This is a genomic window from Nocardia sp. NPDC059229, assembly GCF_042754165.1.
Classification (GTDB): domain Bacteria; phylum Actinomycetota; class Actinomycetes; order Mycobacteriales; family Mycobacteriaceae; genus Nocardia.
In genome coordinates this window covers 172498-196709 of the sequence record NZ_JBHZAK010000002.1, presented here as the reverse complement: position 1 = coordinate 196709, position 24212 = coordinate 172498, and the positions used below count along the sequence as shown (strand labels likewise).

General features: G+C 67.8%; 19 protein-coding genes. 6 read left to right on the top strand and 13 right to left on the bottom strand.

Going from position 1 to position 24212, the window contains the following annotated elements; genetic code table 11:
* Window positions 1-5 precede the first annotated feature (5 nt).
* A complete protein-coding gene (locus tag ACFXHE_RS07090) occupies window positions 6-1436 on the bottom strand; it encodes an aminobutyraldehyde dehydrogenase (protein WP_379380721.1) in 1431 nt (476 codons plus the stop codon).
* Window positions 1437-1577: 141 nt separating this feature from the next.
* Between ACFXHE_RS07090 and ACFXHE_RS07085 the strand changes: the two genes are divergently transcribed.
* The gene (locus tag ACFXHE_RS07085; protein ID WP_379380719.1) at window positions 1578-3104 is read left to right on the top strand and encodes a PucR family transcriptional regulator; all 1527 of its coding nucleotides are present in this window, start codon (window positions 1578-1580) and stop codon (window positions 3102-3104) included.
* Here the strand turns inward: ACFXHE_RS07085 and ACFXHE_RS07080 are convergent.
* Window positions 3088-6192, bottom strand: coding sequence for an NAD-glutamate dehydrogenase domain-containing protein (locus tag ACFXHE_RS07080; RefSeq protein ID WP_379380717.1), 3105 nt, complete (start codon window positions 6190-6192; stop codon window positions 3088-3090). The two genes, ACFXHE_RS07085 and ACFXHE_RS07080, sit on opposite strands and share 17 nt — an antisense overlap.
* 200 nt (window positions 6193-6392) lie before the next feature.
* On the opposite strand from ACFXHE_RS07080, the gene ACFXHE_RS07075 reads away from it, so the two are divergent.
* Together ACFXHE_RS07075 and ACFXHE_RS07070 are read left to right on the top strand one after the other, a co-directional pair.
* Window positions 6393-6518: a hypothetical protein gene (locus tag ACFXHE_RS07075; RefSeq protein WP_379380715.1), complete on the top strand. Its 126-nt coding sequence runs from the start codon at window positions 6393-6395 to the stop codon at window positions 6516-6518.
* A 242-nt stretch (window positions 6519-6760) separates the two neighbouring features.
* A complete protein-coding gene (locus ACFXHE_RS07070; protein ID WP_379380713.1) occupies window positions 6761-10006 on the top strand; it encodes a protein kinase in 3246 nt (1081 codons plus the stop codon).
* 73 nt (window positions 10007-10079) lie between these two features.
* On the opposite strand, the gene ACFXHE_RS07065 is transcribed toward ACFXHE_RS07070, so the two are convergent.
* The 4 genes from ACFXHE_RS07065 to ACFXHE_RS07050 form a co-directional block, all read right to left on the bottom strand.
* Window positions 10080-11513, bottom strand: coding sequence for an aldehyde dehydrogenase family protein (locus ACFXHE_RS07065; RefSeq protein WP_379380711.1), 1434 nt, complete (start codon window positions 11511-11513; stop codon window positions 10080-10082).
* A 55-nt stretch (window positions 11514-11568) separates the two neighbouring features.
* A complete protein-coding gene (locus ACFXHE_RS07060; protein WP_379380709.1) occupies window positions 11569-13068 on the bottom strand; it encodes a purine-cytosine permease family protein in 1500 nt (499 codons plus the stop codon).
* 66 nt (window positions 13069-13134) lie between these two features.
* Window positions 13135-13527 carry a hypothetical protein gene (locus tag ACFXHE_RS07055; protein WP_379380707.1) on the bottom strand — a complete coding sequence of 131 codons (393 nt, stop codon included), beginning with the start codon at window positions 13525-13527 and terminating at the stop codon, window positions 13135-13137.
* A 10-nt stretch (window positions 13528-13537) separates the two neighbouring features.
* Window positions 13538-15178: a GMC family oxidoreductase gene (locus tag ACFXHE_RS07050; RefSeq protein ID WP_379380705.1), complete on the bottom strand. Its 1641-nt coding sequence runs from the start codon at window positions 15176-15178 to the stop codon at window positions 13538-13540.
* Window positions 15179-15882: 704 nt separating this feature from the next.
* On the opposite strand from ACFXHE_RS07050, the gene ACFXHE_RS07045 reads away from it, so the two are divergent.
* The 3 genes from ACFXHE_RS07045 (at window position 15883) to katG (ending at window position 18850) form a co-directional block, all read left to right on the top strand.
* Window positions 15883-16068 carry a hypothetical protein gene (locus ACFXHE_RS07045; protein WP_379380703.1) on the top strand — a complete coding sequence of 62 codons (186 nt, stop codon included), beginning with the start codon at window positions 15883-15885 and terminating at the stop codon, window positions 16066-16068.
* A 96-nt stretch (window positions 16069-16164) separates the two neighbouring features.
* Window positions 16165-16578: a Fur family transcriptional regulator gene (locus tag ACFXHE_RS07040; protein WP_379381392.1), complete on the top strand. Its 414-nt coding sequence runs from the start codon at window positions 16165-16167 to the stop codon at window positions 16576-16578.
* A gap of 64 nt (window positions 16579-16642) precedes the next feature.
* Complete coding sequence (gene katG, locus ACFXHE_RS07035) at window positions 16643-18850, top strand: catalase/peroxidase HPI (protein WP_379380701.1); 2208 nt, start codon at window positions 16643-16645, stop codon at window positions 18848-18850.
* Between the two features lie 73 nt (window positions 18851-18923).
* Here katG and ACFXHE_RS07030 read toward each other — a convergent pair whose 3' ends face one another.
* The 7 genes from ACFXHE_RS07030 to mmuM form a co-directional block, all read right to left on the bottom strand.
* Entirely contained in the window at window positions 18924-19451 is a 528-nt protein-coding gene (locus ACFXHE_RS07030) for a hypothetical protein (RefSeq protein ID WP_379380699.1), read from the bottom strand.
* A 31-nt stretch (window positions 19452-19482) separates the two neighbouring features.
* Window positions 19483-19701 (bottom strand): ferredoxin, encoded by a 219-nt coding sequence (locus ACFXHE_RS07025; RefSeq protein ID WP_379380697.1) that lies wholly within the window; start codon window positions 19699-19701, stop codon window positions 19483-19485.
* Window positions 19698-20930 carry an NADH-ubiquinone oxidoreductase-F iron-sulfur binding region domain-containing protein gene (locus ACFXHE_RS07020; RefSeq protein WP_379380695.1) on the bottom strand — a complete coding sequence of 411 codons (1233 nt, stop codon included), beginning with the start codon at window positions 20928-20930 and terminating at the stop codon, window positions 19698-19700. Before ACFXHE_RS07020 ends, ACFXHE_RS07025 begins: the two co-directional genes overlap by 4 nt.
* Window positions 20927-21310 carry an iron reductase gene (locus ACFXHE_RS07015; RefSeq protein ID WP_379380693.1) on the bottom strand — a complete coding sequence of 128 codons (384 nt, stop codon included), beginning with the start codon at window positions 21308-21310 and terminating at the stop codon, window positions 20927-20929. The genes ACFXHE_RS07020 and ACFXHE_RS07015 overlap by 4 nt, the downstream gene beginning before the upstream one ends.
* Before the next feature lie 245 nt (window positions 21311-21555).
* Window positions 21556-22800: an FAD:protein FMN transferase gene (locus ACFXHE_RS07010; RefSeq protein WP_379380691.1), complete on the bottom strand. Its 1245-nt coding sequence runs from the start codon at window positions 22798-22800 to the stop codon at window positions 21556-21558.
* Window positions 22797-23060: a hypothetical protein gene (locus ACFXHE_RS07005; protein ID WP_379380689.1), complete on the bottom strand. Its 264-nt coding sequence runs from the start codon at window positions 23058-23060 to the stop codon at window positions 22797-22799. Before ACFXHE_RS07005 ends, ACFXHE_RS07010 begins: the two co-directional genes overlap by 4 nt.
* A 245-nt stretch (window positions 23061-23305) precedes the next feature.
* A complete protein-coding gene (mmuM, locus tag ACFXHE_RS07000) occupies window positions 23306-24205 on the bottom strand; it encodes a homocysteine S-methyltransferase (RefSeq protein WP_379380687.1) in 900 nt (299 codons plus the stop codon).
* Between the last annotated feature and the right edge of the window lie 7 nt (window positions 24206-24212).

Sequence of the window (24212 nt, the reverse complement as noted above, 5' to 3'; positions counted from 1 at the left end):
CGGAATCAGTCGTGTGCGCTCATGACGTGCTTGATGCGCGTGTAGTCCTCGACGCCGTAGGCGGACAGATCCTTGCCGTGGCCCGAGCGCTTGAAACCGCCGTGCGGCATCTCGGCGACCAGCGGAATATGGCAGTTCACCCACACCGCGCCGAAGTCCAGTGCGGCCGAAACCCGCTGCACCACACCGTGATCGCGGCTCCACACGCTCGAGGCCAGGCCGTAGACCACGTCATTGGCCAGACGGATGGCCTCGGACTCGTCGGCGAAGGTCTGCACGGTGATCACCGGGCCGAAGATCTCCTCCTGCACGATCGGATCGTCCTGGCGCACACCGGTCACCACGGTCGGCGCGAAGAAGAAGCCGCGCTCGCCGATCCGCACACCGCCGGTGGCGATGGTGCTGTGCGCGGGCAGCGCCGCGATCTTGCCGGTGACCGACTCGAAGTGGCGGATGTTGTTGAGCGGGCCGTAGGCGGCATCCGGATTGTCGGGCAGGCCCGGCTGCACCGTGTGCGCCTTCTTCACCAGGGCCTCCACGAAGGCGTCGTGCACGGACTCGTGCACCAGCACGCGGGTGGCGGCCGTGCAGTCCTGACCGGCGTTGAAGTAGGCGGCATCGCCGATGCGATCGGCGGCGAGCGCCAGATCCGCGTCGTCGAACACCAGGACCGGCGCATTGCCGCCCAATTCCAGATGCGCCCGCTTCACCTGATGGGCGGCGGCGGTGGCCACCTCGATGCCCGCGCGCACCGAACCGGTGATGGCCACCATGTCCAGGGCCGGATGCGCGACCAGCGCGGCCCCGGTGCCCGCGGTGCCGAGCACCACGTTCAGGACGCCGGCGGGCAGGATGTCCCGGGTCAGTTCGGCCAGCACCAGGGTGCTGCGGGGCGTGGTGTCACTGGGCTTGAGGACGACCGTATTGCCGGTCGCCAGCGCCGGGCCGATCTTCCAGATGGCCATCATGAGCGGGTAGTTCCACGGCGTCACCTGGCCGATCACGCCGACCGGTTCGCGGCGCACATAGGAGGTGAAGCCCTCCAGGTACTCACCGGCCGACTTGCCCTCCAGCAGCCGCGCCGCCCCGGCGAAGAAGCGCAGGTGATCCGCGCCCGCGGCGACCTCCTCGGAGGCGATCAGATGCTTGAGCTGGCCGGTATCGAGGGACTGCGCCTCGACCAGGGCCTGCGCATTGGCTTCGATGGCGTCGGCCAGTTTCAGCAGGGCGGCCTGGCGGCGGCTCGGAGTGGCGGCCTTCCAGGCCGGGAAGGCGCGGGCGGCGGCGGCCACGGCGGCATCCACATCGGCGGGCCCGGAGATCGGGCTGCGGCCGGTCACGGACTCGTCCACCGGGCTGATCAGGTCGAACGACTCCGCTGCGGTGGCGGCCGTAAACTGGCCGTCGATGTAGTTGCGAAGTATCTCCGTGGTCATGTCTGCCCGTTCTCGTGCGATGTGGGAGTGCTGCTCGATTGCCACCGAGTGTGCTGCGCGACACACCCCTGCGTCACCTGCCGAATCGGCGTGACTCGAGAGTGGGGTTTCACCATTGTGTCCAGTTGCTGTGGGAGAGCTATGAGTGTGGGAATTCCGGTCCGATGGATCCTGTCGCAGCCGGAGCTGGGATTGGTGCTCAAGGGCGGCGGTGCCGGACTGGGCCGGGAGATCGCGCTCGCGCTCACCTCCGAACTCACCGAACCGCAGCAATGGCTCTCCGGCGGGGAACTGGTGCTCACCACCGGCATGGGTTTGCCGCTCAGTCGCCCCGATCGACTGCGCTACCTTCGTGATCTCGACTCGGTGGGGGTGGTCGGCGTCGGATTCGGAGTCGGGCTCTCACACCCGGCCGTGCCCGAGGACCTGGTCGAGGCCGCCGACGAGCTCGGGCTGCCGCTGTTCGAGGTGCCGCTGCCGACGCCGTTCGGCGCGATCACCAAGAAGGTCATGCAGCGGCTCGCCGAACAGGAGTACGAAAAGGTGCTGCGGGCCTCGCGCAGCCAGCCGCGCATGACCCGCGCCGCGATCCAGGGCGTGCCCGCCGTCATCAAGGAATTGTCGGCGGCGCTGTCGGCCACCGCGATCGTCGTCGGAGCCGATGGCGTGGTGACCGACGCGCATCCCGGGCCGGTGCCCGCCGAGATCATCGACAAGATCACCGAATTTCTCGGGACCCGCGGCGAAGGCGCGGCCAGCGGCGTGATCCACACCGCCCCCGACGTTTTCATCGCCGTGCAGGCCATCGCGGCCGGGCCCGCCACGCACGGGCATCTCGCCGTCGTCACCACGACCGCGCTGAGCCCTGTCGACCAGGTGCTGCTCGGGCACGCCAGCTCACTGCTCGCCCTGGACTTCGAGAAACCCGCGCGACTGCGCATCGCGCAGAACCGCTTGAACACCCAGGCCATCGCCATGCTGCTCGAGGAACCGACCACGCTCGACACCGTGTGGGGGCATCTGACTCCGGCCGCCGACCGGGCCGGGCGCGTGCGCGCACTGGTGCTGCGCTGTCCCTCGGCGGACACCGCCGAACGGGTCGTCGAGGCCGTCGACACGCGGCTGGCGACGCTGAGCAGGCAGCTGTTCGCCCATCTGGCCGACGATCGGGCCGCCATTCTGCTGGCCGGCACCGAGACCGAGGAATCGGCGGAGCAGCTGCTGCAATCCGTGCCCGCGAGCGTGCGCGCCACCGTGCGTGCCGGGATCAGCGCGCCACATCCCCTGCGCCGCTTCGCCGCCGCCATCGAACACGCGGAGCTGGCCGCGTCCGCGGCGCCGCCCGGGGCGAGCCCGCAGGAGCTCTCCGCGCTGGCCGGGCACTCCCTGCTGACCTTCCCGGAGGCGCGGCGGATGCTCGGCGCAGTATCGGAGGCCATGCTCGCGCCGCTCGTCGGCTATGACGAGCGGCACGACACCAACCTGGTGGACTCGCTGCGCGCCTACCTCGAGGCGCACGGGCAATGGGAAGCCGCCGCCAACGCCCTCGGCGTGCACCGGCATACGCTGCGCAGCCGGATCGTCAAGATCGAATCCGTGCTCGGTTGCCGGCTCGATACCGCCCGGGTGCGCGCCGAGCTGCTGCTGGCGGTTATCGCCCGGCGCTGACCTTGGCCGCCTCCGCCAATCCGGCGTTGACCACGCACAGCCGCGCGATATCGACGACGCCGGAGCGGCGCAGACCACCGGCCAGTTCCCGCAGCCTGGCGGCGGAATCGGTGTCACCCCAGGCCGTCACGAGATCGCGGGCCGAGGCGGTGGGGTCGGCCCCGGCGAGGACCGCGACCGTGAGCGCGTGCCAGCGCGACTGCAATTCATCGCCCAGCACGGCGGCAGCCAGGCTCTCCCAGCGGTCCGACACGGGCTTCGCATCGAAAGCCGTTGCCAGCCAGTCCAAACCGATGAGATCGCCCAGCTCGCGGTAGGTCTGCGCAACCAGCGGCACCGGAAGCTGTGCGCGCCGGGCGATGTCGCTCAGCGGCAGCGCCTGCGCCAGCAGACGCAGGTTCGCCAGGTCGCGTCCGGTATGCCCGCAGGGTCGCGGCAGCACCGTGATCAATTCCGCGACCAGCGGCGCGTGACGGTCGATCTCCTCCGACCAGGAGCCGGAGCCGGGCTGGGTCAGCAGCCAGGCGGTGGCCTGTTCGACGGCCGCCTGAATGCCGTTGAGGATGCTCATGCGCACCCGCGGCGAGACGCCGGGCAGAGCGAGGACGTCGCGCCACCAACCGTCGATATCGAGCACGGTGTGCACCACCGTGCAGGCCAGCACGATGTGCGCGGTGCCCGCGCCGAGGCGCTCCTCCAGGCGGTGGATCATGCCGGGGCCGACCCGGTTGATCACCTGGTTCGCCACCGCCACGGCCACGATCTCCCGGGCCACCGGGTGCTTGCGCAGCACGTCCGCACCCAGCCCGGTGCGCACCGAATCGGGGAAGTAGCCGAACACGGTCCCGGCCACCACCGGATCGTCGAGAATTCCGGCGGCCAGCAGTTCATCGCGGACCAGGTTCTTGGCCATGGCCAGCAGTACCGCGATCTCCGGACGCACCAGGCCGGTTCCCGCGCGGCGGCGGGCGGTGAGCTCCGCCGGGGTGGGCAGGAATTCGGCGGCGCGGTCGAGACCGGTGGCCTGCTCCAGGTTCTCGATCAAACGGCCGTGCCGATCGATCAGGAAGGGGGCGTGCGCCTCGGCCAGGCTGATGGCCAGCGCCTGCCGATCGCAGTCGGCGAGCACGGCGGCGACCACCGCGCCGGCATTGTCGGCCAGCAGCCGATCCCGTTCGGCCGGGGTCAGCGAACCCGCGGTCACAGCGGCCGCGAGCGCGATCTTGAGGTTCACCTCGCGATCCGAAATCGCCACGCCCGCCGCATTATCGATGAAATCGGCATTGACCCGGCCGCCCGCCACCGCGAACTCGATGCGCGCCCGCTGGGTGAGACCCAGATTGCCGCCCTCGCCGACCACCCGGCAGCGCAGCCGCGACGCCGGAATCCGCACCTCGTCATTGGCCGGGTCGGCGACCGCGGTGTCCGGCTCGTCGCCGCCGCGCACATAGGTGCCGATGCCGCCATTGAACAGCAGGTCCACCTCGGCGCTCAGAATCGCCCGGATCACCTCGGGCGCGGGCAGTTCCGTCGCGGTGACGCCCAGCCGATCACGCACCTCGGGGGAGAGGGGGACGGACTTGGCGGTGCGCGGCCAGACGCCGCCGCCCTCCGAGATCAGGGCGCGGTCGTAGTCGGCCCAGCTGCTGCGCTCCAGACCGGCCAGGCGGCGGCGCTCACCATGCGACAGCAGCGGATCCGGGTCCGGGTCGAGGAAGATGTGGCGGTGGTCGAAGGCCGCCACCAGCAGAATCCGATCGGTTTCGAGCATGCCGTTGCCGAAGACGTCGCCCGACATATCGCCGATACCCGCCACCGTGAACGGCTGCGCGTCGGCGTCGATGCCCAGCTCGGCCAGATGCTGCCGGATCGAGCACCACACGCCCCGCGCGGTAATGCCCAGCGCCTTGTGGTCGTAGCCGCTGGAACCGCCCGAGGCGAACGCGTCGCCGAGCCAGAAACCCCGCGATACCGCAATGCCATTGGCCAGATCGGAGAAGCGCGCGGTGCCCTTGTCCGCCGCGACCACCAGATACGGATCGTGATCGTCGTACACCACGCAGTGCGCGGGCGGGATCGTCACGCCGTCGACAATATTGTCGGTGACATCGAGCAGACCGCCGATGAACGCCGAGTACGCCAATTCGACAGTGGCGGGATCGCTGCCGCGCCGGGCCACGAACACGCCCTTCGCGCCGGTCGGCACGATGACCGCGTTCTTCACCGTCTGGGTCTTCATCAGCCCGAGCACCTCGGTGCGGAAATCGTCCCCGCGATCCGACCAGCGCAAGCCGCCGCGGGCAATAGCGCCGCCTCGCACGTGGCTGCCCTCCACATCGGCGGCGTGCACGAAGATCTCGCGATAGGGCGTGACCGGGGCCGAGATCGAGAGCCGGGCCGGATCGACCTTGAACGCGGCCACCGCGCGACCCGGCTGATACCAGTTGGTGCGCAGCACCGCGGTGCAGAAGGTGTGCAGGCCACGCAGCAGCTGATCCTCCGGCAGCGTGGCCGCGGCCTCCAGCCGTCGCTGCACCGCCGCATCAGCGGCGGCCACCGACTCGGCCCGCCCGGCCGTTCGCGCCGGATCGAACCTGGCGTGGAACAACTCCACGAACGCGCGCACGAATTCGACATGGGCGGAAAGGATCTCGGTGACCGTGACCTCGCTCAGGCGCAGGCCCACCTGCCGTAGATAGCGGCACGCGGCACGCACCAGGACCACATCCTGCCACGCCAGCTCGGCCGTGCCGACCAACCCGATCAACCCGTCGACCTCCACGGCGGTGTCCACGGCCGCCAGGAACGCGTCCGCGATCAGCTCGGCCGTTCGCTCGTGCAGCGGAAAAGCGGTGGGGCGGAAGGTGAACCGATGCACGGCGCGCAGCTCATCGCCGCTCACCTCATGGGTGATCACCTGCAATCCCAGCGCCGAGAAGACCTCGATCAGCGTGGTGAGATGCGGCGGCGCGCCATGCCAGACCAATCGCGCCGACGGCAGCTCACCCGCGATCCGCTCGAATTCCAGCCGGGGGACAGCATCGATCCGCTGTTCGTCCAGCGTGCCGGTGCCTACTCCGCGATGCATCCGTTCAACTCCCTGTGCGCGATGGGTCCGTCCGCAGCCAATCTGCCGTATGGGAGACCCACGACACAGTGGACGAACCGGCACGCTCACCCCACCCCGATCCACCGCCCTGTCCATTGCCCGCCGACCCCGCTCGCCGGATGGGGAAGCGTCCATGCCACCCCGGACCGCCCCCGGAGACGGAGCCGAACACGCATCCAATGGCGACCGCGAGATACAAGAAATCCGGCGACGTGGTCGGCGTGCCGCCGGACGCTCGCAGCGCGTCGTTCACCGAGTCGCGCGCCTTCGGCCACGCCGCGGCCGCTGCCGCGGCCACCCCGTAAGTCGTCGAATCTCGTCGGCTGAATCTCGTCGGCGAGTGATCGCCGGGACCGCCTGTACGCGACATGCGAGCAGGCCGGCTGCCGCTGGAGCAGGAGGAACCACACCGCCTCTACTCCAGCGGCCCGATCATTCACCTCACCGCTGCACACAACGCGTCTGAGCGCTCCACCTGATCGGGTCCTTCGGCAGCACAGCGGATTATCATGGGGGTTTCGGGGGGCGTGAATCGCAGGTGACCCACATGGTCGAGGATGACCCCCTCAGAACACACCGGGATATGGATATGGCGGCTCCACCAGTCGCGGAGCTGAGTTCGGTGGGGTTCGAGGATGCCGAGGAGATCGGGCGGGGCGGGTTCGGCGTGGTCTGCCGCTGCATCCAGCGCGACTTGGATCGCGTCGTCGCGGTGAAGGTGCTCACCACGGCTGAGCCGGACGAGGAAAGCAGAGCGCGATTTCTGCGGGAGCAACGCGCGATGGGGCGACTGACCGGCCACCCGAACATCGTCGGGGTTTTGCAGATCGGCGAGATCTCTTCTGGGAGACCGTATTTGGTGATGCAGTGCCACGAGCGCGGATCCCTCGAGGACCGGATCCGCAGGGACGGTCCGCTTTCTGTGGAGGAGGTGCTGCGGCTCGGGATCAAGGTGGCCGGGGCGCTCGAGACGGCGCACCGGCTCGGTATCGTGCATCGTGACGTCAAACCGGCGAATATCCTGTTCACCGAATACGGGGAGCCGGCGTTGTGCGATTTCGGCGTCGCCCGTTTCGCCGGCGGATTCGAGACCAAGGCCGGAACGGTGATGGCGTCGCCGGCTTTTGCTGCTCCCGAGGTTCTCGACGGCCATTCGCCCGGTCCAGCGTCGGACGTGTACGGGCTGGGAAGCACGTTGTTCTGTGCGCTCACCGGACATGCCGCTTTCGAACGCCGGAGTGGGGAACAGGTCGTTGCGCAGTTTCTCCGGATCACCACCGATCCGGTGCCGGATCTGCGCACGGGCGGGATCCCCGACGATGTGTGCGCGGCAATCGAGACCGCGATGGACCGCGATCCGTCGCAGCGCCCCTCCGCTATCGCCTTCGGTAAGCAGCTGCAACGCATCCAGCGCGACCATGGTTACTCCGTCGATGAGATGACCATCCGCGGTGAACCCGACAACGTGCAGGAAGCGCACGTACCGGCGCGGGGACAGTGCCGTCGCAGCGGGGATACGGGTGCCCTTCGGTTGGAACTGACAAGCTTCGTCGGTCGGAAGGCACAACTGTCCGAGGTGAAGAAGGCGCTGTCGGAATCGCGTCTGGTTACGCTGACGGGCATCGGTGGGGTCGGCAAGACGCGGCTCGCGGCGCGGGCGGCGAGCAAGGTGCGCCGCAGTTACGCAGACGGGGTGAGATTGGTCGAGTTCGGCGACATCGACGACCGAAAGTTGGTGGACGACATTGTGGCTACTTCCGTCGGCGTGCGGAACCTGGCCGGCAGACCGACGAGGGAGGTACTGGTCGAGTTTCTGTCGACACGCAAACTTCTGCTGGTGCTCGACAACTGCGAGCACCTGGTGGAGGCGGTCGCGGACCTCGCGGAGTTGCTACTGCGTGCCTGCGTGGACCTGTCGATCTTGGCCACCAGCCGCGAGGTCCTCGGAATCGGCGGCGAATCCGTGCTGCCGGTGTCGCCACTGGGTTTTCCGGATCCGTCCAGTGCGCCCACGCTGGGAGAAGTGTCCCGATACGATGCGGTGGAATTGTTCGTCGAACGAGCGGCGGCGGTACTACCCGGGTTCGAGCTGACTCGAGACAACCGGCTTGCCGTAGCCCGGATTTGCGCCCGGCTGGATGGGCTGCCATTGGCGATCGAGCTGGCCACGGCCCGGCTGCGCGTGCTGTCCGTCGATCAGATCCTCCGACGGCTCGACGACCGGTACACCCTGCTCACAGCGGGCAATCGGGATGTCCCGACGCGCCAGCAGACTCTGTGGTGGTGCATCGGCTGGAGTTACGACCTGTGCACACCACGCGAACAGCAGCTGTGGTCGCGACTGTCGATCTTTGCTCACAGCTTCGACCTCGACGCAGCTGAACAGGTGTGCGGCACCACCACACCCGACCCCGACCTGCTCGATGCATTGTTCGCGTTGGTGGACAAGTCGATCCTGATCCGGGAGGAATCCGGTGGCGCGGTCAGGTTTCGGATGCTCGACACAGTGCAGAACTACGGCAGGAGAGCGCTCGAGGAGGCAGGTGAGGACCGGGAGATCGGTCGCCGGCATCGGGATTGGTACGAGCGGTTGGCGTTCGACGCCGAGGCCGAGTGGATCAGTCCCCGCCAACTCGAGTGGGATTCTCGCCTGAAGCAGGAACTGCCGAATCTGCGCAAGGCAATGGAGTTCGACGAGGCCGGTGCCGGCGGCATGAGGATCGCAGCAGCTCTGTTTTCGTTCTGGTACATGGGCGGCCGAATCACCGAGGGCCGCAGCTGGCTCGACCGAACTCTGGCCCACTCGGTCGTTGGACAAAGTCGAGATCGCGCCAAGGCGCTCTACTCGGCCGGGATGCTTGCCGCGGCTCAGGCGGACCTGGCCGCGGCGACAGCGCGGGTGACAGAACTCAGGGGGCTGGCCAGGCAGATGACCGGCCCGGAGATCGCCACGTGGGTGGCAGTTGCGGACGGTTACACTGCGCTGATCAGCGACGATCTCGGCCGTGCAGTCGCCCGCCTGGAGGAGGCCGGAGAACTGGTCACAGGCTGTAGTGATCCCGTATTGCGAATGGACTCTTCCCTGATGCTGGGGTGGGCATACCAACTCAGTGGGGATCTCCGGCGCGCGGTCGCCTGTCACGAGCAGACGCTGGCATTCGCGGACTCTCGCGGAGGAGAGACGTCATTTCGCTCCTGGCTGTTGTGGGCAATGGGTACGGCCGTCTGGAGGCAGGGTGCGCTCGACCGAGCCACGGACCTGTTGAAGGAGAGCCTTCGTCATGCTCGCGCGGTCGATGATCCACTCATCGCTGCGACCAGTCTGGAAGCTCTCGCATGGATCGCTTCAGATCGCGACGATGTCCGCCGCGCCGCTGTGTTGATGGGTGCTGCCGAAGCACTGGGCCGGGCCGCAGGTAGCTCCTCCATCCTGTTCCCCAACCTGGCCACCTATCACCAGGCATGCGAGCGCTGCGCACAGGAGACTCTCGGAACACGAGAATTCGAAAAAGCCCGGGAGAAGGGCGGTGCGATGAGTTTCGCCATGGCCGCTGCCTTCGGCCTCGAAGAAGACCCCCCATCGCTCGCCGACGGAGCGTCGATCCTCACCAAACGTGAGCAGCAGATCGCCGAACTGGTAGCCGAAGGCCTCACCAACAGCGCGATCGCGGGCCGATTGATGATCTCACGGCGCACTGCGGAGGGGCACGTCGAGCACATCCTGACGAAGCTGGGTTTCACCTCGCGGGCTCAGATCGCGAGGTGGGTTGGAGCAGGGGCAGGACCATCCTGAGTTCACGTGATCGATGTTCGGGCGTTCGTCTCGTCGGCCGGCGACGCATTGACTTCCCACCCCGTATCCGGGGTCATGCGCTGTGGTTGATCATGACGTGTTTGGTCCGGGAGAAGTCGTCGAGCGCGTAGAGCGAGAGGTCGCGCCCGTAGCCCGATCCCTTGAACCCGCCCCATGGCACCTCGCACGCGAACACGAGGTGCGAGTTGACCCAGACAGTGCCGAAGTCGAGCCGCTTGGGCACGCTGAGCGAGAGGCCCACGTCCCGGGTCCACACCGACGCCGAGAGTCCATACGGTGTCTCGTTGGCCCTGGCGACCGCGTCGTCGGTGGTGCTGAACGTTTCGACCGTGACGACGGGGCCGAAGATTTCCTGCTGGGTGATCGGCGCCCCGGCCGGCACCCCGCTGAACACGGTCGGTTCGATGAAGTAGCCAGGGCCGTCCAGGACCGCGCCGCCGATGGCAGCGTGCAGGCCGGCCGCCGTCGCCTCGGCCAGCGAGTTCCGTACGCGCTCGAAGTGCGGGCGGGAAACCATCGGACCGATTTCGACGTCGTCCCCGGCAGCCGGCGCGCCGACCACCAGGCTGCCGACTTCCCGAACCAGGAGTTGGGTGAACTCGTCCGCCACCGATTCGTGCACCAGCACCCGGCAGGCTGCGCCGCAGTCCTGGCCCGCATTGCAGAATCCGGCGTTGCGCACTCCGGCCGCGGCCGCACCGAGGTCGGCGTCGGCGAAGACGACGACGGGTGCTTTGCCGCCGAGTTCGAGGTGGACGCGTTTGACCGAACGTGCGGCGGCTTCTGCGACCGCCTGGCCACTGAGAACGCTTCCCGTCACCGCGACAAGTGCGATGTCGGGATGTTCGGCCAGGCGCTGTCCTACAGTCCGGCCAAGGCCGGTCACGATATTGACGGTTCCGGCGGGGATGCGTCCGGCGATGAGCCCGGCCAGTTTCAGTATCGACAGCGGCGTCTGTTCGGAGGGCTTGAGCACCACGCTGTTTCCGGCGGCAAGAATGGGGGCGATCTTCCAGGCGGCCATCAGCAGCGGATAGTTCCAGGGCGTGATCACCCCGACCACTCCCACCGGTTCGCGGAGAATGACCGAGGTCTGTCCCCGTGCATAGTCTCCACCGGCCACGGAAGTCATCGTCCGTCCCGCCCCCGCCATGAACCGGAACGTGTCGATGGTATTGGCGACATCGCCCTCGGCGATGCTGTGAGGTTTGCCGGTATTCGCGGACTCGAGCACTGCGAGTACTTCGCGGTTGGCTTCTACGATGTCCGCGATCCGGGAGAGCACCTCGGATCGTTCCTTCGGTGTGGTGCAGCCCCACGATCTCTGAGCCTCGACGGCCGCCTCCACAGCCGAATCGACATCTTCGATGGTTCCTGCCGGGACGGATCCGAGGATCTCCTCCGTGGTCGGATCGAGGACGTCGATGACTTCCGTGGACGAGCCCCGGACAAACGATCCGCCGATGAAGTGGCCTGCGGGCGGCACGTCAACGACCGGGATCTGATCCGGAGAGGGACGCCGAACGGTGAATCGCCCAATTTCAGTTGATGCCATGATTATTCGCCTGTACTTTCCGCGCCCGGTCCGGCGCCTGTAGGTAGGTTCTTCGTTTCGGTCGCGTCGCCGAGGCGTCAAGTGCGGTGGAACGATTCCTGCGGCGGGCAAGAGCTGTGGCTGTGAAGTAGTAGAGCAGTGAAACGACAGCCAATCCGACGATGAACGAGATGTCCGTGTTACCAAGCATTTTGGCGATCGGTCCGATGAAAGCGGTTCCGATGATCATGAACGGGAGTTGTACAGCGACGCCGATGAGGTAACAGCTGACCGCGGGCCAGTTCACCCGGCCGTAGCGGCCGCCGTCGCGCTTGTAGAAATCTTCGACGACGTAGTCCCCATGCCGGACCAGGTAGTAGTCCACCAGATTCACGGCGGTCCACGGGACCAGCGAACCCAGCAGCAGAACCAGGAAGTTCTTGTAGGTGGCGACGAAGTCGCTGCCCGCGGTGAGCGCGATAGTCGAGCCCAGCGCGCCCAGTCCGGTGGCGACCAGAGCACGTTCGCGGCCGCGTGGATTGAAGCGCGGAAAGATCGTCTGCGCAATCGTGATCGTGCACAGCGTGCCGCAGTACAGGTTCATCGCGTTCGTAGCGGCGACTCCGATGCTGAAGACCACGACCACCACGACGCTGATCCCTGCGGTGGCCTGGGTCAGGGCGACAACCGGGTCGGTGTGGGGCAGCAGCAATCCGATGCCTGCCCCGAGGAACATCGGCAGGATCGAGCCGATGCAGGTGCCCCAGTAGCTCATCCAGAATGCCGGCCTCGAGCCCGTCTTTGCCGGCAGGTAGCGCGAATAGTCGGAAACGTATGGGGCATAGGCGATCTGCCACACCGCACACACCCCGAAGGTGCTCAGGAAGCCGGCCGGCGTCGCGATGCCCGTGCTGAAGAAGTGAGCGGGCACCGAGTGGACAATGAACGCCCAGGCGAACGCCATCAGCAGCACCAGCCCCGACGCCCACGTCATGATGCGCGCGTAGGCGTGGATCAGGGTGTAACCCCAGATGGCCGCGCAGACGCTGATCGCCGCGAGCACCACGATGCCGGCCCTATCGCTCAGGAAGGGTATCGCTGACGCGAGGGACTGCCCGCCGAAGACAAGAATCGAGACGAAGAACCCGAGGTACATGCAGACGACGACGCCGACGATGAGAATCGATCCCAGCGAACCGAATTGGCCCTTGGTCTGCACCATCTGTGGAACACCCAGCCGCGGCCCCTGAGCAGAGTGCAGCGCCATGAAGATCGCACCGAAGAGATTTCCTGCGATGATCGCCAGCGCGGCCGACCAGGCGGGCTGCCCGAAGCGGGTCGTCGACAACGCCCCGGTGACGATCGCCAGGATCATGATGTTGGTTCCGAACCAGATCGTGAACATGTCCCGGTTGCGCCCGTGGCGCTGGTCGGCCGGGATCGGTTGGATGGTGGCCGATTCGATGGTGGAAACAAATTCTTCACGCCCGCTGTGATTTTCACTCACTGGTGTCGCCTTTCGCAGGACCCCGGGCAGGTTGGGAGATCGCGGTTTCGGCCGCGACAGGCTCGATCAGCGGATGACGAAGCCGCGCTCGACAACGTCGGCGAGAAGATCGACGTAGGAATCCATGTCGTCGCGGGCCGGACGCGGTGCCGCGGCATAGGGCATCGCGGCCTTCACGGCGGGACTGAGGAAGTACGCGCCTGCCGTCAGCACCGTCAGCGCCTCGAACTGGTCGGGCCGGTGCGCGGCGAGCTCATCGAGAGCGGCTTCGGGGTCCTTGCCGGTGCACGAGGCGACGGCGGCGGCGAATGCCTCTGCGATATCAGGCCGGTAGCCGAGAACTTGGTCGAGCAGCGCGTCGGGTACTCCGGCAGCGCTCGCCGAGGGCATGGAACCGGACGCGGGAATCAATGTGTCGGCGAGAAGTGCGAAGGTGCGGCGCTGGTCGGAATCGAGCATCATGCTGTCCTTAGAACGCGGTCTGGATGCTGTGGTGGGTTTCGGCGAGGTGCCGCATCGAGCGCAGAGCAATCGCCATGATGGTCGCGGTCGGGTTCACGCCCGTGGAGGTGACGAAGACGCTGCCGTCGATGACGAACAAGTTGGGTACATCGTGTGCCCGACCCCACTGATCGACGACGGAGGTGGCGGGGTCGGTGCCCATGGTGGCCGTGCCGAGCAGATGCCAGGCGCTGTGGCGTACCACTGGGATCGGGTGGACTTCGACAGCCCCGGCCGCCTGATGCGCCTCGATCGCCCGCTCCACGTTGAATTCGAGCATTCGCTCACAGTTCTCACCGATGGTGTAGCAGATTTTCGCGGCCGGGATCCCGTCGGAGTCCGTGACGTCCGGGGCCAGCACGACCGCGTTGTGCTCGTCGGGCAGGTCCTCGGTGGTGATCCCCCATTCGGTGTAGCGCCCGAACGTGCGCTCGAGGCGGCTGTGGAAGGCGGGTCCGAAACTCCCACGCCAGTCCTGGCCCCGCTCCCACAGGGCGTGGGCGAGCGGGCCACCGGTCGGCATCAGGTTCCACTTCGCTCCCCGCACGAAACCGCGGTCGGTGTCGGTCTCGTAGAACTGCATCGACTGCAGCGCCTGTCCTGCTGGGCCGAGCCAGGTTTCGAGCTCTTCGTCGTAGGCGCCGAATACCGAGGCGTACGGGTGCGTCATCAGACGCTTGCCCACCAGCCCGGAGGAGTTGGCGAGGCCGTCGGGGAAAAGCGACGAGGTCGAGTTCAGCAGCAGGCGCGGTGTGCCTACACCGTTCGCGGCCATCACGGTCACCCGGGCCGCCAGGTGTCGCAGGTTCCCGCCGCGGTCGATGTACTCGGCGCCGGTGACCAGGCCGCGGTCGTTCACGGTGAGCCGGCTGACCCGGGCACCGGTGATCAGCACCGCACCCAGCGCGATCGCGTCACGCCAGTGTGTGAGGTCGGTGCTGGCCTTGGCTCCGGTCGGACATCCGGATTCACACGCGCCGTAGCGCAGACAGGCCGGGCGGTTCCTGAAGTCGCGCGACGCGATGGCATTCGGTGCCGGCCACCAGTGCCAGCCCAGCTTGTCCATCCCTTTGGCCGCGACCAGCCCGTACTTGCCGATCGGCAGCGGCGGCAGCGGAAAGGTGTGCGGATCCGGATAAGCGGGGTCGCCTTCCAGCCCAGACGCGCCGATATGGTAGGTGACCTCGTCGTAGAACGGTCGCAGATCCTCATAGGTGAACGGCCAGTCCTCGGCCACGCCGTCGAGTGTCTTGACGCGGAAGTCCGACGGCATCGCCCGAACCCAGTGCCCGGAGAACAGGATCGTGCTGCCGCCGACCCCGTTGAACATCAGCGGTTCGACCGGGCTCTCGGTGGCATCGACCGGATAGTCGGCCGGGTTCTGACGCACATTCGGGCTGGAGTTCCACTGCTTCAGACGGGTGAGCTCCCACGACGGTTTGTCGCCGGTGAAGTCGTCGGGCAGGTTCCATTCTCCCTGCTCCAGACACACGACCTCGAGGCCTCTGCCGGCCAACTCCAGTGCTGCCACCCCGCCGGATGCGCCGGCGCCCACGATGAGGACGTCGGCTCCGTCGGCGATGTCGTAGTCGATGTGCTGTGTGTTCATCGGCTGTGCTCCTGGTCAGCCCAACAGCAATGATGCGTGGGTCACACCTCGCTCGCCAGCATCGATCCGCAACAAACCGGCGAACCTGCGTTGTGTAAACGCACAAGGAGATGAAGTGCGCACGTAACGCGACGTCGAGGCGGCAGACCACCAGAGCGCAACGCTGTGAACCGGGACGGCGGATTCCGCGAAACACCCCACCCAAACGACGGCACCGGTTCCTTGGGACCAACATCAATTCCACCCGGATCCGGCCATCGGTTCGTCACTGTGACGTAATGAGATGGGGCTGGCGGGGAGGGGAGAAGACGCCCGAGGTCGACCCAGAGACCAACCGGCGCGGCCAGCCCCGACCGACACCTTTCCCCACGCCACACTCATCGCCGCAGTGGGCTCGTTGACGCGCGAGCCTCGGCACACACAACGCGCGCCCGGATATTTGTTCACGTATGCATCGACAGTCCCACAAACATCACCTGACACATCCGTCACAGTGACATAACCAATCATCGCATAACTATGCAGACGCCGGTGAATAATGCGCCGCGCACGCAGGTTTTCCCGGTTCTTATCGACCGAATCAAGAGCACACGCACCTGCGCCGGACTACCTTTTCCGGATCGAACAACAGCGTGGCCACACTGCAAGTTTCAAGATCAACTACTATACCGTAACCGCGCCGATAATCAACATTATGTCAAGTAATGCAGATCGCGATGCCTCCCCACCGTCGCCGGCACTGCTGCGGGCACCTGGGGTCTCGAGCACGCTCCACGATCTTCGAACGTGCAGATCGCCACCGATTCCGCCGCGATGCCGTCGTGATCGTCATCGAACATCTCTTCATGCAGTCGTCGCCGGTGGTGGTGTCGCCGTCCGCCGCCGGGTGATCATTTTTTTGGGCGCCGATCCGGCCCAAAGACTTGATTGATTCCAGAAAAAGGGGCAGACTTCGGGTTGTGCCCACGCCTACGGATTTCGAGCGCATGTTGCGCGGGGCCGCTTTGCGTGTGACCGCACCGCGACTGGCGGTGCTGACCGCAGTGCACACTCACCCGCACTCGGATACGGACTCGATCCTGGGGTTCGTGCGCGAGACGCTGGGCGGGGTTTCACATCAGGCGGTGTACGACGTGTTGAAGGCTCTGACCAGTGCGGGGCTGATTCGCCGCATTCAGCCGATGGGATCCGTGGCGCTGTACGAGACGCGCGTCGGGGACAACCATCACCACGTGGTGTGCCGGTCGTGCGGCGTGATCGCCGATGTCGACTGCGCCGTGGGCGACGCGCCCTGCCTGACCGCGTCCGACGACAACGGTTTCGCGCTCGACGAGGCCGAGGTCATCTACTGGGGCCTGTGCCCCGAATGCTCGAAAACTACTGCGACACAAGACAAGTAGCGGCCACAATCGTGGCCGACAGCAAGATGATCACGCAGATGATCACTCACTGAAAGGACACACCGTGCCTGAAGAACACCCGCCCATCGGTGAAGCCAATACCGAACCCGCCGGTGGCTGCCCCGTCGTACACGGCCGGCTCAACGACCCGGCCGAGGGCGGTAACGCCAACCGTCAGTGGTGGCCCAACCAGCTGAACCTGAGCATCCTGCAGAAGAACCCGGCCGTCGCCAACCCCATGGACGAGGGTTACGACTACGCCGCCGAGTTCAAGACCCTGGACCTGGCCGCGGTCAAGCAGGACATCGTCGAGGTCATGCGCACCTCGCAGGACTGGTGGCCGGCCGATTTCGGCCACTACGGCCCGTTCTTCATCCGCATGTCCTGGCACGCCGCGGGCACCTACCGCATCAACGACGGCCGCGGTGGAGCCGGTGCCGGTATGCAGCGTTTCGCTCCGCTGAACTCGTGGCCCGACAACGCCTCCCTCGACAAGGCGCGGCGTCTGCTGTGGCCGGTGAAGAAGAAGTACGGCAAGAAGCTGTCGTGGGCCGACCTCATCGTCTACGCCGGCAATGTCGCCCTCGAGGACATGGGCTTCCAGACGTTCGGCTTCGGCGGCGGCCGCGTCGATCAGTGGGAGCCCGAGCAGGACGTGTACTGGGGTCCGGAGACCGAGTGGCTCGGCGACGCCCGCTACACCGGCGAGCGTGACCTCGAGAACCCGCTGGCCGCGGTCCAGATGGGTCTGATCTACGTCAACCCGGAAGGCCCCAACGGCAACCCGGATCCGCTGGCCGCGGCCGTGGACATCCGCGAGACATTCCGCCGGATGGCCATGAACGACGTCGAGACCGCGGCGCTGATCGTGGGTGGCCACACCTTCGGTAAGACCCACGGTGCGGGCCCGGCCGACAATGTCGGCCCCGAGCCCGAGGCCGCCCCGCTCGAGGAGCAGGGCCTGGGCTGGAGGTCCACCTTCGGTACCGGTGTCGGCAAGGACGCCATCACCTCCGGCATCGAGGTCACCTGGACCCCCACCCCGACCAAGTGGGACAACTCCTTCCTGGAGACCCTCTACGGCTACGAGTGGGAGCTGTCCGAGTCGCCCGCCGGTGCGCACCAGTATGTCGCCAAGAACGCCCAGGAGATCATCCCCGACGCGTTCGACGGGTCCAAGAAGCACCTGCCGACCATGCTGACCACCGACCTGTCGCTGCGGTTCGACCCGGTCTACGAGCAGATCACCCGCCGCTGGCTCGACCACCCCGAAGAGCTGGCCGAGGAGTTCGCCAAGGCCTGGTACAAGCTGATCCACCGCGACATGGGTCCCAAGGTCCGCTACCTGGGCCCCGAGGTACCCGAAGAGACCCTGCTGTGGCAGGACCCGATCCCGGCCGTCGAGCACGAGCTCATCGACGCCGCCGACGTCGCGGCGCTGAAGGCCAAGATCGCGGAGTCGGGTCTGACCGTGGCGCAGCTGGTGTCGACCGCGTGGGCGGCGGCCTCGTCGTTCCGCGGCTCGGACATGCGCGGCGGCGTCAACGGCGGCCGCATCCGCCTGCAGCCGCAGGCCGGGTGGGAGGTCAACCAGCCCGACGAGCTGGCGCAGGTCATCCGGGTGCTCGAGGGCATCCAGGAGTCCTTCGGCAAGCCGGTCTCCTTCGCCGACCTGGTGGTGCTGGCCGGTAACGTCGGCGTCGAGCAGGGCGCCAAGGCCGCCGGCTTCGATGTCGAGGTGCCGTTCCGTGCGGGCCGCGGCGACGCCACCCAGGAGCTGACCGACGTGGAGTCCTTCTCCGCGCTCGAGCCGGCCGCCGATGGTTTCCGCAACTACGTCGGCAAGGGCACCCGCATCCCGGCGGAGTACCTGCTGCTGGACAAGGCCAACCTGCTGACCCTGTCGGCGCCGGAGATGACCGTGCTCGTCGGTGGTCTGCGCGTGCTGGGTGCGAACTACCAGGGTTCGCAGCTGGGTGTGTTCACCGACAAGCCGGGTGCGCTCACCACGGACTTCTTCGTGAACCTGCTCGACATGTCCACCAAGTGGGGCCCGTCGTCCGCCGACGACGGCACCTACGAGGGCAAGGACCGCGCCACCGGCAAGACCGTGTGGACCGGTTCGCGCGTTGACCTGGTGTTCGGCTCCAACTCGCAGCTGCGGGCCCTGGCCGAGGTGTACGCCGAGGACGACTCCAAGCAGAAGTTCGTCAACGACTTCGTGGCCGCCTGGACCAAGGTCATGGAGCTCGACCGCTTCGACCTGGCGTGACGACAACCGTCTGAACCAGTAGCACGATGCCCCCGAACCGACCCGGTTCGGGGGCATCGTGCGTGTCGGGATGCTAGCCGGTGGACGTCTCGGTGCGGACGCGGCCGAGGAAGCGGCGGGCGATGTCGGCGCCGTCGTGGTTGTAGGCGTTCATCAGCTCGGTCAGTTCCTCGACCAGCGCACGCAGCGCTGGAGTGTCGAAGCCGTCGGGGTCGGTGGCCCACCCGGGCGGGATGTTGCCGACCGTGATGAGAATGCCCGCGTCATAAGGGGTTTCGACGGTATACGTGAGCTGTTCGGGGGCGTCGCGCAGGGCGCTGCGGGTGGCGAGGTCGCCATCGCCTTCGGGAAGGGTGAGGATGCGGGCCAGGGCGATGTCCTCACCGATCATGTCGGCGATGCGGGACAGGCTCGCGTGCCGGCCGGGACGATCGTGGCGCGCACCGTAGCTGCGGTCGCCGGTGCGGCGCGCTCCCCCGCCGGTCTTGCTCAGCAACCGGTCCAGCATGCGCTGCGCGGCCGCCCGCTCCGCCTGCCCGGTGCGCGGATGCTCGATGAGACTGCGCAGCCGCTGAATTCGGCCCATCATCGCCGTCGCCATGCTCTCCCCTTCCGACGCTGTCGACCCCCGATCATGCCAGCGGCAGCAACCGTAGAGCGAGGCGCGGGCACAGCCGCACCGCATCCCGTGCGGCGGGCAGATCCGCGCGCTCCAGCACCGGGTCGCGGTGATCGCGGGTCAGCGGGAATCCCCAGTCGTCGCGGGCGAAGGTGCCGGGCAGCAGTTCACTGCACACGCCCCGGCCGTCGCAGCGGGTCCAATCGATGTGCAGGCGAAGCGGTTCGCTCATCGCAATGCTCCTGTCCGCGCCGGCGCAGCCACTACACAGTGGCCGTGCTGATGCCGAGCCACCTCGTCGGCGAACACCTCCAGCGCGGACTTCACCATTCGCGCGGTCCCGTCGGGGTGGTGGCAGGCTCCCCTGCCCTCGACCAGCCGGGCCACCCGGGCGATCTCGGCGGGATCGCCGACTCCGTCGACCAGCTGCTCGAATCGGGTTGCGAGGGTGGGCAACCCATTGCGGCACGGACCGCACTGCCCGGCACTCTGTGCGGCGAGATAGGCGGTGATCTCGGCGGTGACACGCAACCCGCACGCACCGTGAGGCAGCACCCGCACCACCCCGGCGCCCGGGACTGCACGCAGATGCCGTAAACCCTGCGCCGACAACGCGGCTCCGGGCAGGGTCGAGCCGGAAATCCAGGTGCCATGCCAGCCGCCGATCAGCACCGCGTGCACACGGGCCGGGTCGGTGCCGCCCAGACCGGCGACCACCTCCGGCAGCCCGGCACCGGCCGCAACCTCGAAAACACCGGCGATTCTGGTGCCCGACAAGCTGATCAGCATCGTGCCCGGCTCATCCCGGACACCGACCGAACGGAACCACGACGGGCCGTGCCGGGCGATCAACGCCAGCTGGGCCAGCGTCTCGACATTGTGGACCAGCGTCGGGCGACCACCCACACCCGAGCGGGACGTGGAGACGACCTGATCGGCCGGGAGCGCCGCGCGTCCGGAGAGACGATTCACGACCGCCGACTTCTCCCCCGCCAGGAAAGTCTCGGCGGCGGCGGTCAGTTCGATCGCCGGTTCGCGGTACCCGGCCGTCCGCCGTTCCACCAGTGCCCGTCGCAGCGGTTCCAGCACCGCCTCCGAGGCATGGACCCGGCAGTCCCGGCTCCCGACCGCGGCCGCCGCCGCGACCAGGCCGTCCAGCACCAGATGCGGTGCGCGAGTGAGCAATACGGCATCCTTGTGACTGTCGGGCTCCCCCTCCGCACCATTGGCGACCACGATCGGGCGACGCCCACCGGCCACCGCCGCCAGCTTGCGCGCCACTGGGAACCCAGCGCCGCCACGCCCGCGCAGCCCCGAAGCCGCCACCGCATCGATCAACTCCCGTGTGACAGCGGGCAACCGGCCATGCGTGGCCTCGTGAGCGGCCAGGTCAGCAGTCAGCGCGGCCAGCAGCCTGCGCACCGCCACCGCGCGGCGACCCCCAGATTCGACGACGGTCATCGGGCCACCTGCCCGGCCGGTGCACCGATCTCGGTGAATTCCCGGCTGATCCGCCAGCCCACCGCGGCCACCACCGCGACGGCACAGCTCACCAGCACCGCCACCAGCCATGGCCGGAACGTGTCGGTCCCGGCCCCGAGCACATGGATCAGCGTCATCGGCCACAGCACATACGTCGCCCAGTGCACCGCACGAAACGCCTTCGGGCCGATCCGATGCCGCAGCAGACCCGACACCGTCACCGCGGCGAGCAGATCCACGGCCAGCGTGCCGAACCCCACCCACACCGGCCGATACACCCCGCCGAACGGCACCACCACATCCACCAGCCGTAACTGCGCCCACGGATCGGTCAGCAGACTCGCCACATGCACGGCCACCAACCCGACTCGCGGTCAACGCCGCGCCCCGATGAAACACCGCCATCCCCGCCCGCGGCAACACGACGACCCGCCCCGACCGTGCGACAACCCCGGCCACCACCGCCACCGTCAGCACCACCAGCGCCGTGACACCCGTCCCCCGCCCGAACGCCCACAACGCCTCGTCGAACCCCGCCTGCCCCATCACCATTCACCGCCCCGGGACGCTTGCGCCGGCCAGTTCACGATTCGGATCCGTCGGTTCATGATTCGGTTCCGTTCTCCCGAGTTCCGGGCTCGTCGTCACCGGACGCGGCCTGCGGCCACCCGCACAAGGTGATGACCTCACCGTCGCGACTCACCAGCCGCGACGGAAAACCGTTGCCACGCAAACCCGTCAGCGCGTCACGGCCGCGAATGACGGCCGCCGTAGCAGCGGTATTGGCAGCCAGGCAGGACCCGGCGGCGACCGATACCGTCCGCCACACCGGATCCGCGGCGAGGCCGGTGCGCGGGTCGACGATGTGGTGCACCAGACTGCCGCCCCGCCACCAGCGACGGCGCAGCGTGCTCGAGGTGGCCAGTGCCGCGCCTGCGGGAAGGGCTATGCGGGAACGAGGTTCACCGGGGCGATCCTCGACCAGCACCTGCCAGCCGCCCGCCGGGCCGGGGCCCGCGGTGGCGATGTCACCGCCCAGGCTCACCAGCACACCACAGCCGAGCCGATCGGCGACCACCTGCGCGCAATGGTCGGCGGCAAGCGCTTTCGCCGTCGCGCCCAGATCGAGCAGCACCCCGGCAGCCACACTCAGCAGATCGCCATCCAACCTGACATGCGTCCAGTCCGGGCGCACCGTGAGCGCCACGGGTACCCGCAGCCCAGCAGGCCCTTGGCCGCGCCCGCCGACTCCGACGTCACCGCGGCGATCGACTCCGGTCTCACCCTTGGTGCCCCGCTCCGCAGACGTCGCCTGCCCTGCCCCACCACCTTGGCTTTCCAGCGGCACGATTTCCGGCGCGGAAGGACGCTGGGTCTGGCTACCCCGTATGGAGCGACCTCCTTCGTGGCTGGTGACCGCGCCCTCGAGGTCACGGATCCCGGTGCGCGAGTCAGACTTCCGAGCTGCCGCATCCGGACGGTCCTCGGCCACTCGCGCGACCGAGCCAGGGAGCAGCAGCGTGAAGTCGCGGTCGTAACCCAGGGCAATGAGCGAGGTACCGATCGTGGGGTCGAGATCACCGTCGGTGTCGCGGGCGGCCGCGAGGGCGGCATACAGATGTCTGGCGAGCACTGCACTGATGCGCACCGGTTGCCCGGTGCTCCGCGCCAGGCGGCTGATCTCGGAGTCCGGGCGGAATCGGCTGCAGGCGGCGTCGACCTCGGCGAGGTGGGCGCGGATCAGGGTGCGGGCCGGGCGCAGTGCCGCCGGGTCGGTGACGACCACGCGCGCGGTGGTGCTCCACACCGGCCATTCGGTCGAGGCCGTGCGGTCGGGAGCGGCGATCACGAGCCGCTCGATCGAGCGTGGACGCGACCGGTACCCGAGCGCGGCGCCGGGGTGGGGTCGGTGGTGACGTTCGCCGGAGTGCCGTCGGAGGCCGCGGTGGCGTCGGGGGTGGCGGATTGGGTTGTGCTGCCGCCGCTCTGGAGACTGCCGTGGTTGTCGACGTAGGCCAGCGCGGTCGCGGTGAGCGTGCCCGCCGCGGTCACCGCGAGCAGGGTCGCGGTCGCGGTGCGCCCGGCCCGCAGACTCGGATGTGACGGCATGCTGATTCCTGTTCGCTCGGATCACCCGGGGCCCGGCGCTCCGGGTATGGGCTCGAACCTCAGCATGCGAACCGGCACTGTGAGGGCGCTGTGAAGCAGGGTCCTGGATGCTGCGAATACGCCGGGAGCCGGCACTGCCTTGTCCTGGCGGCTGTTGTGTTTGTTCGCTACGTCGAAACAACGTTTATACATGCACATGTCTGCATGCGAACATTCATCGTTGGGCAGACCTGGGCGTCTGCCGCCTAGCCTGCGGCGACCACTGCGGCGAGCCGCTCGATATCGGCGGGCAGCACCCGGCAGCATCCACCGACGATGGCCGCACCCAGCCCCGCCCACTCCTCCGCCAGGCGGGCCTGGAACCGTGACTCCCCCGTCCAGCACCGTTGCCCGGCGTCCCACTTCTCCCCGCTGTTCGGGTAGACGATCACCGGTTTCCCCGCCACCTCCCGGGCCAGGGCGATCGCGAACGCGACATCGTCCGGCGCACAGCAGTTCACCCCGACGGCAACGATCTCCGGAACCGCGGCGGCGATTGCGAACGCGTCCCGCAGCGGCTGCCCGGCCCGGGTCCGGTCGCCGTCGATGGTGTAGCTGAGCCAGGCGGGCACGCCACTGCCATCGAGCAGTCCGGCCAGCGCCTCCGCCTCGTCGATGTCCGGGATCGTCTCCAGCGCAAGCACATCCGCCCCGGAATCGGCGAGCACTTCCAGCCGCGGCAGGTGCCAGCGCTTCAACTCGGCCAGGGAAAGCCCGTAGCGGCCGCGGTATTCGGAACCGTCGGCCAGGGCCGCACCGTAGGGGCCGATCGAGGCGGCGATCCAGCGCTCACGGCCATCGTCGATCTCGTTTCGTGCCGCACGCGCGAGCGCGACACTGCGCCGCAGCAATCGGGCGGTCTGTTCACGATCGATTCCGCGCGCCGCGAATCCCTCGAACGAGGCCTGGTAGCTCGCGGTGGTCGCGATGACCGCGCCCGCCCGGAAGAACGCGGTATGCACGGCTCGGATCTCGTCGGGCGCGTCGACGAGCAGTCGCGCCGACCACAGCGCGTCGGACAGATCGTGTCCGCGCGCTTCGAGTGCGGTCGCCACTCCTCCGTCGGCGACGGTCACCTCGCCCACCGGGATTCCGAACTCGGCCATCGGTCTC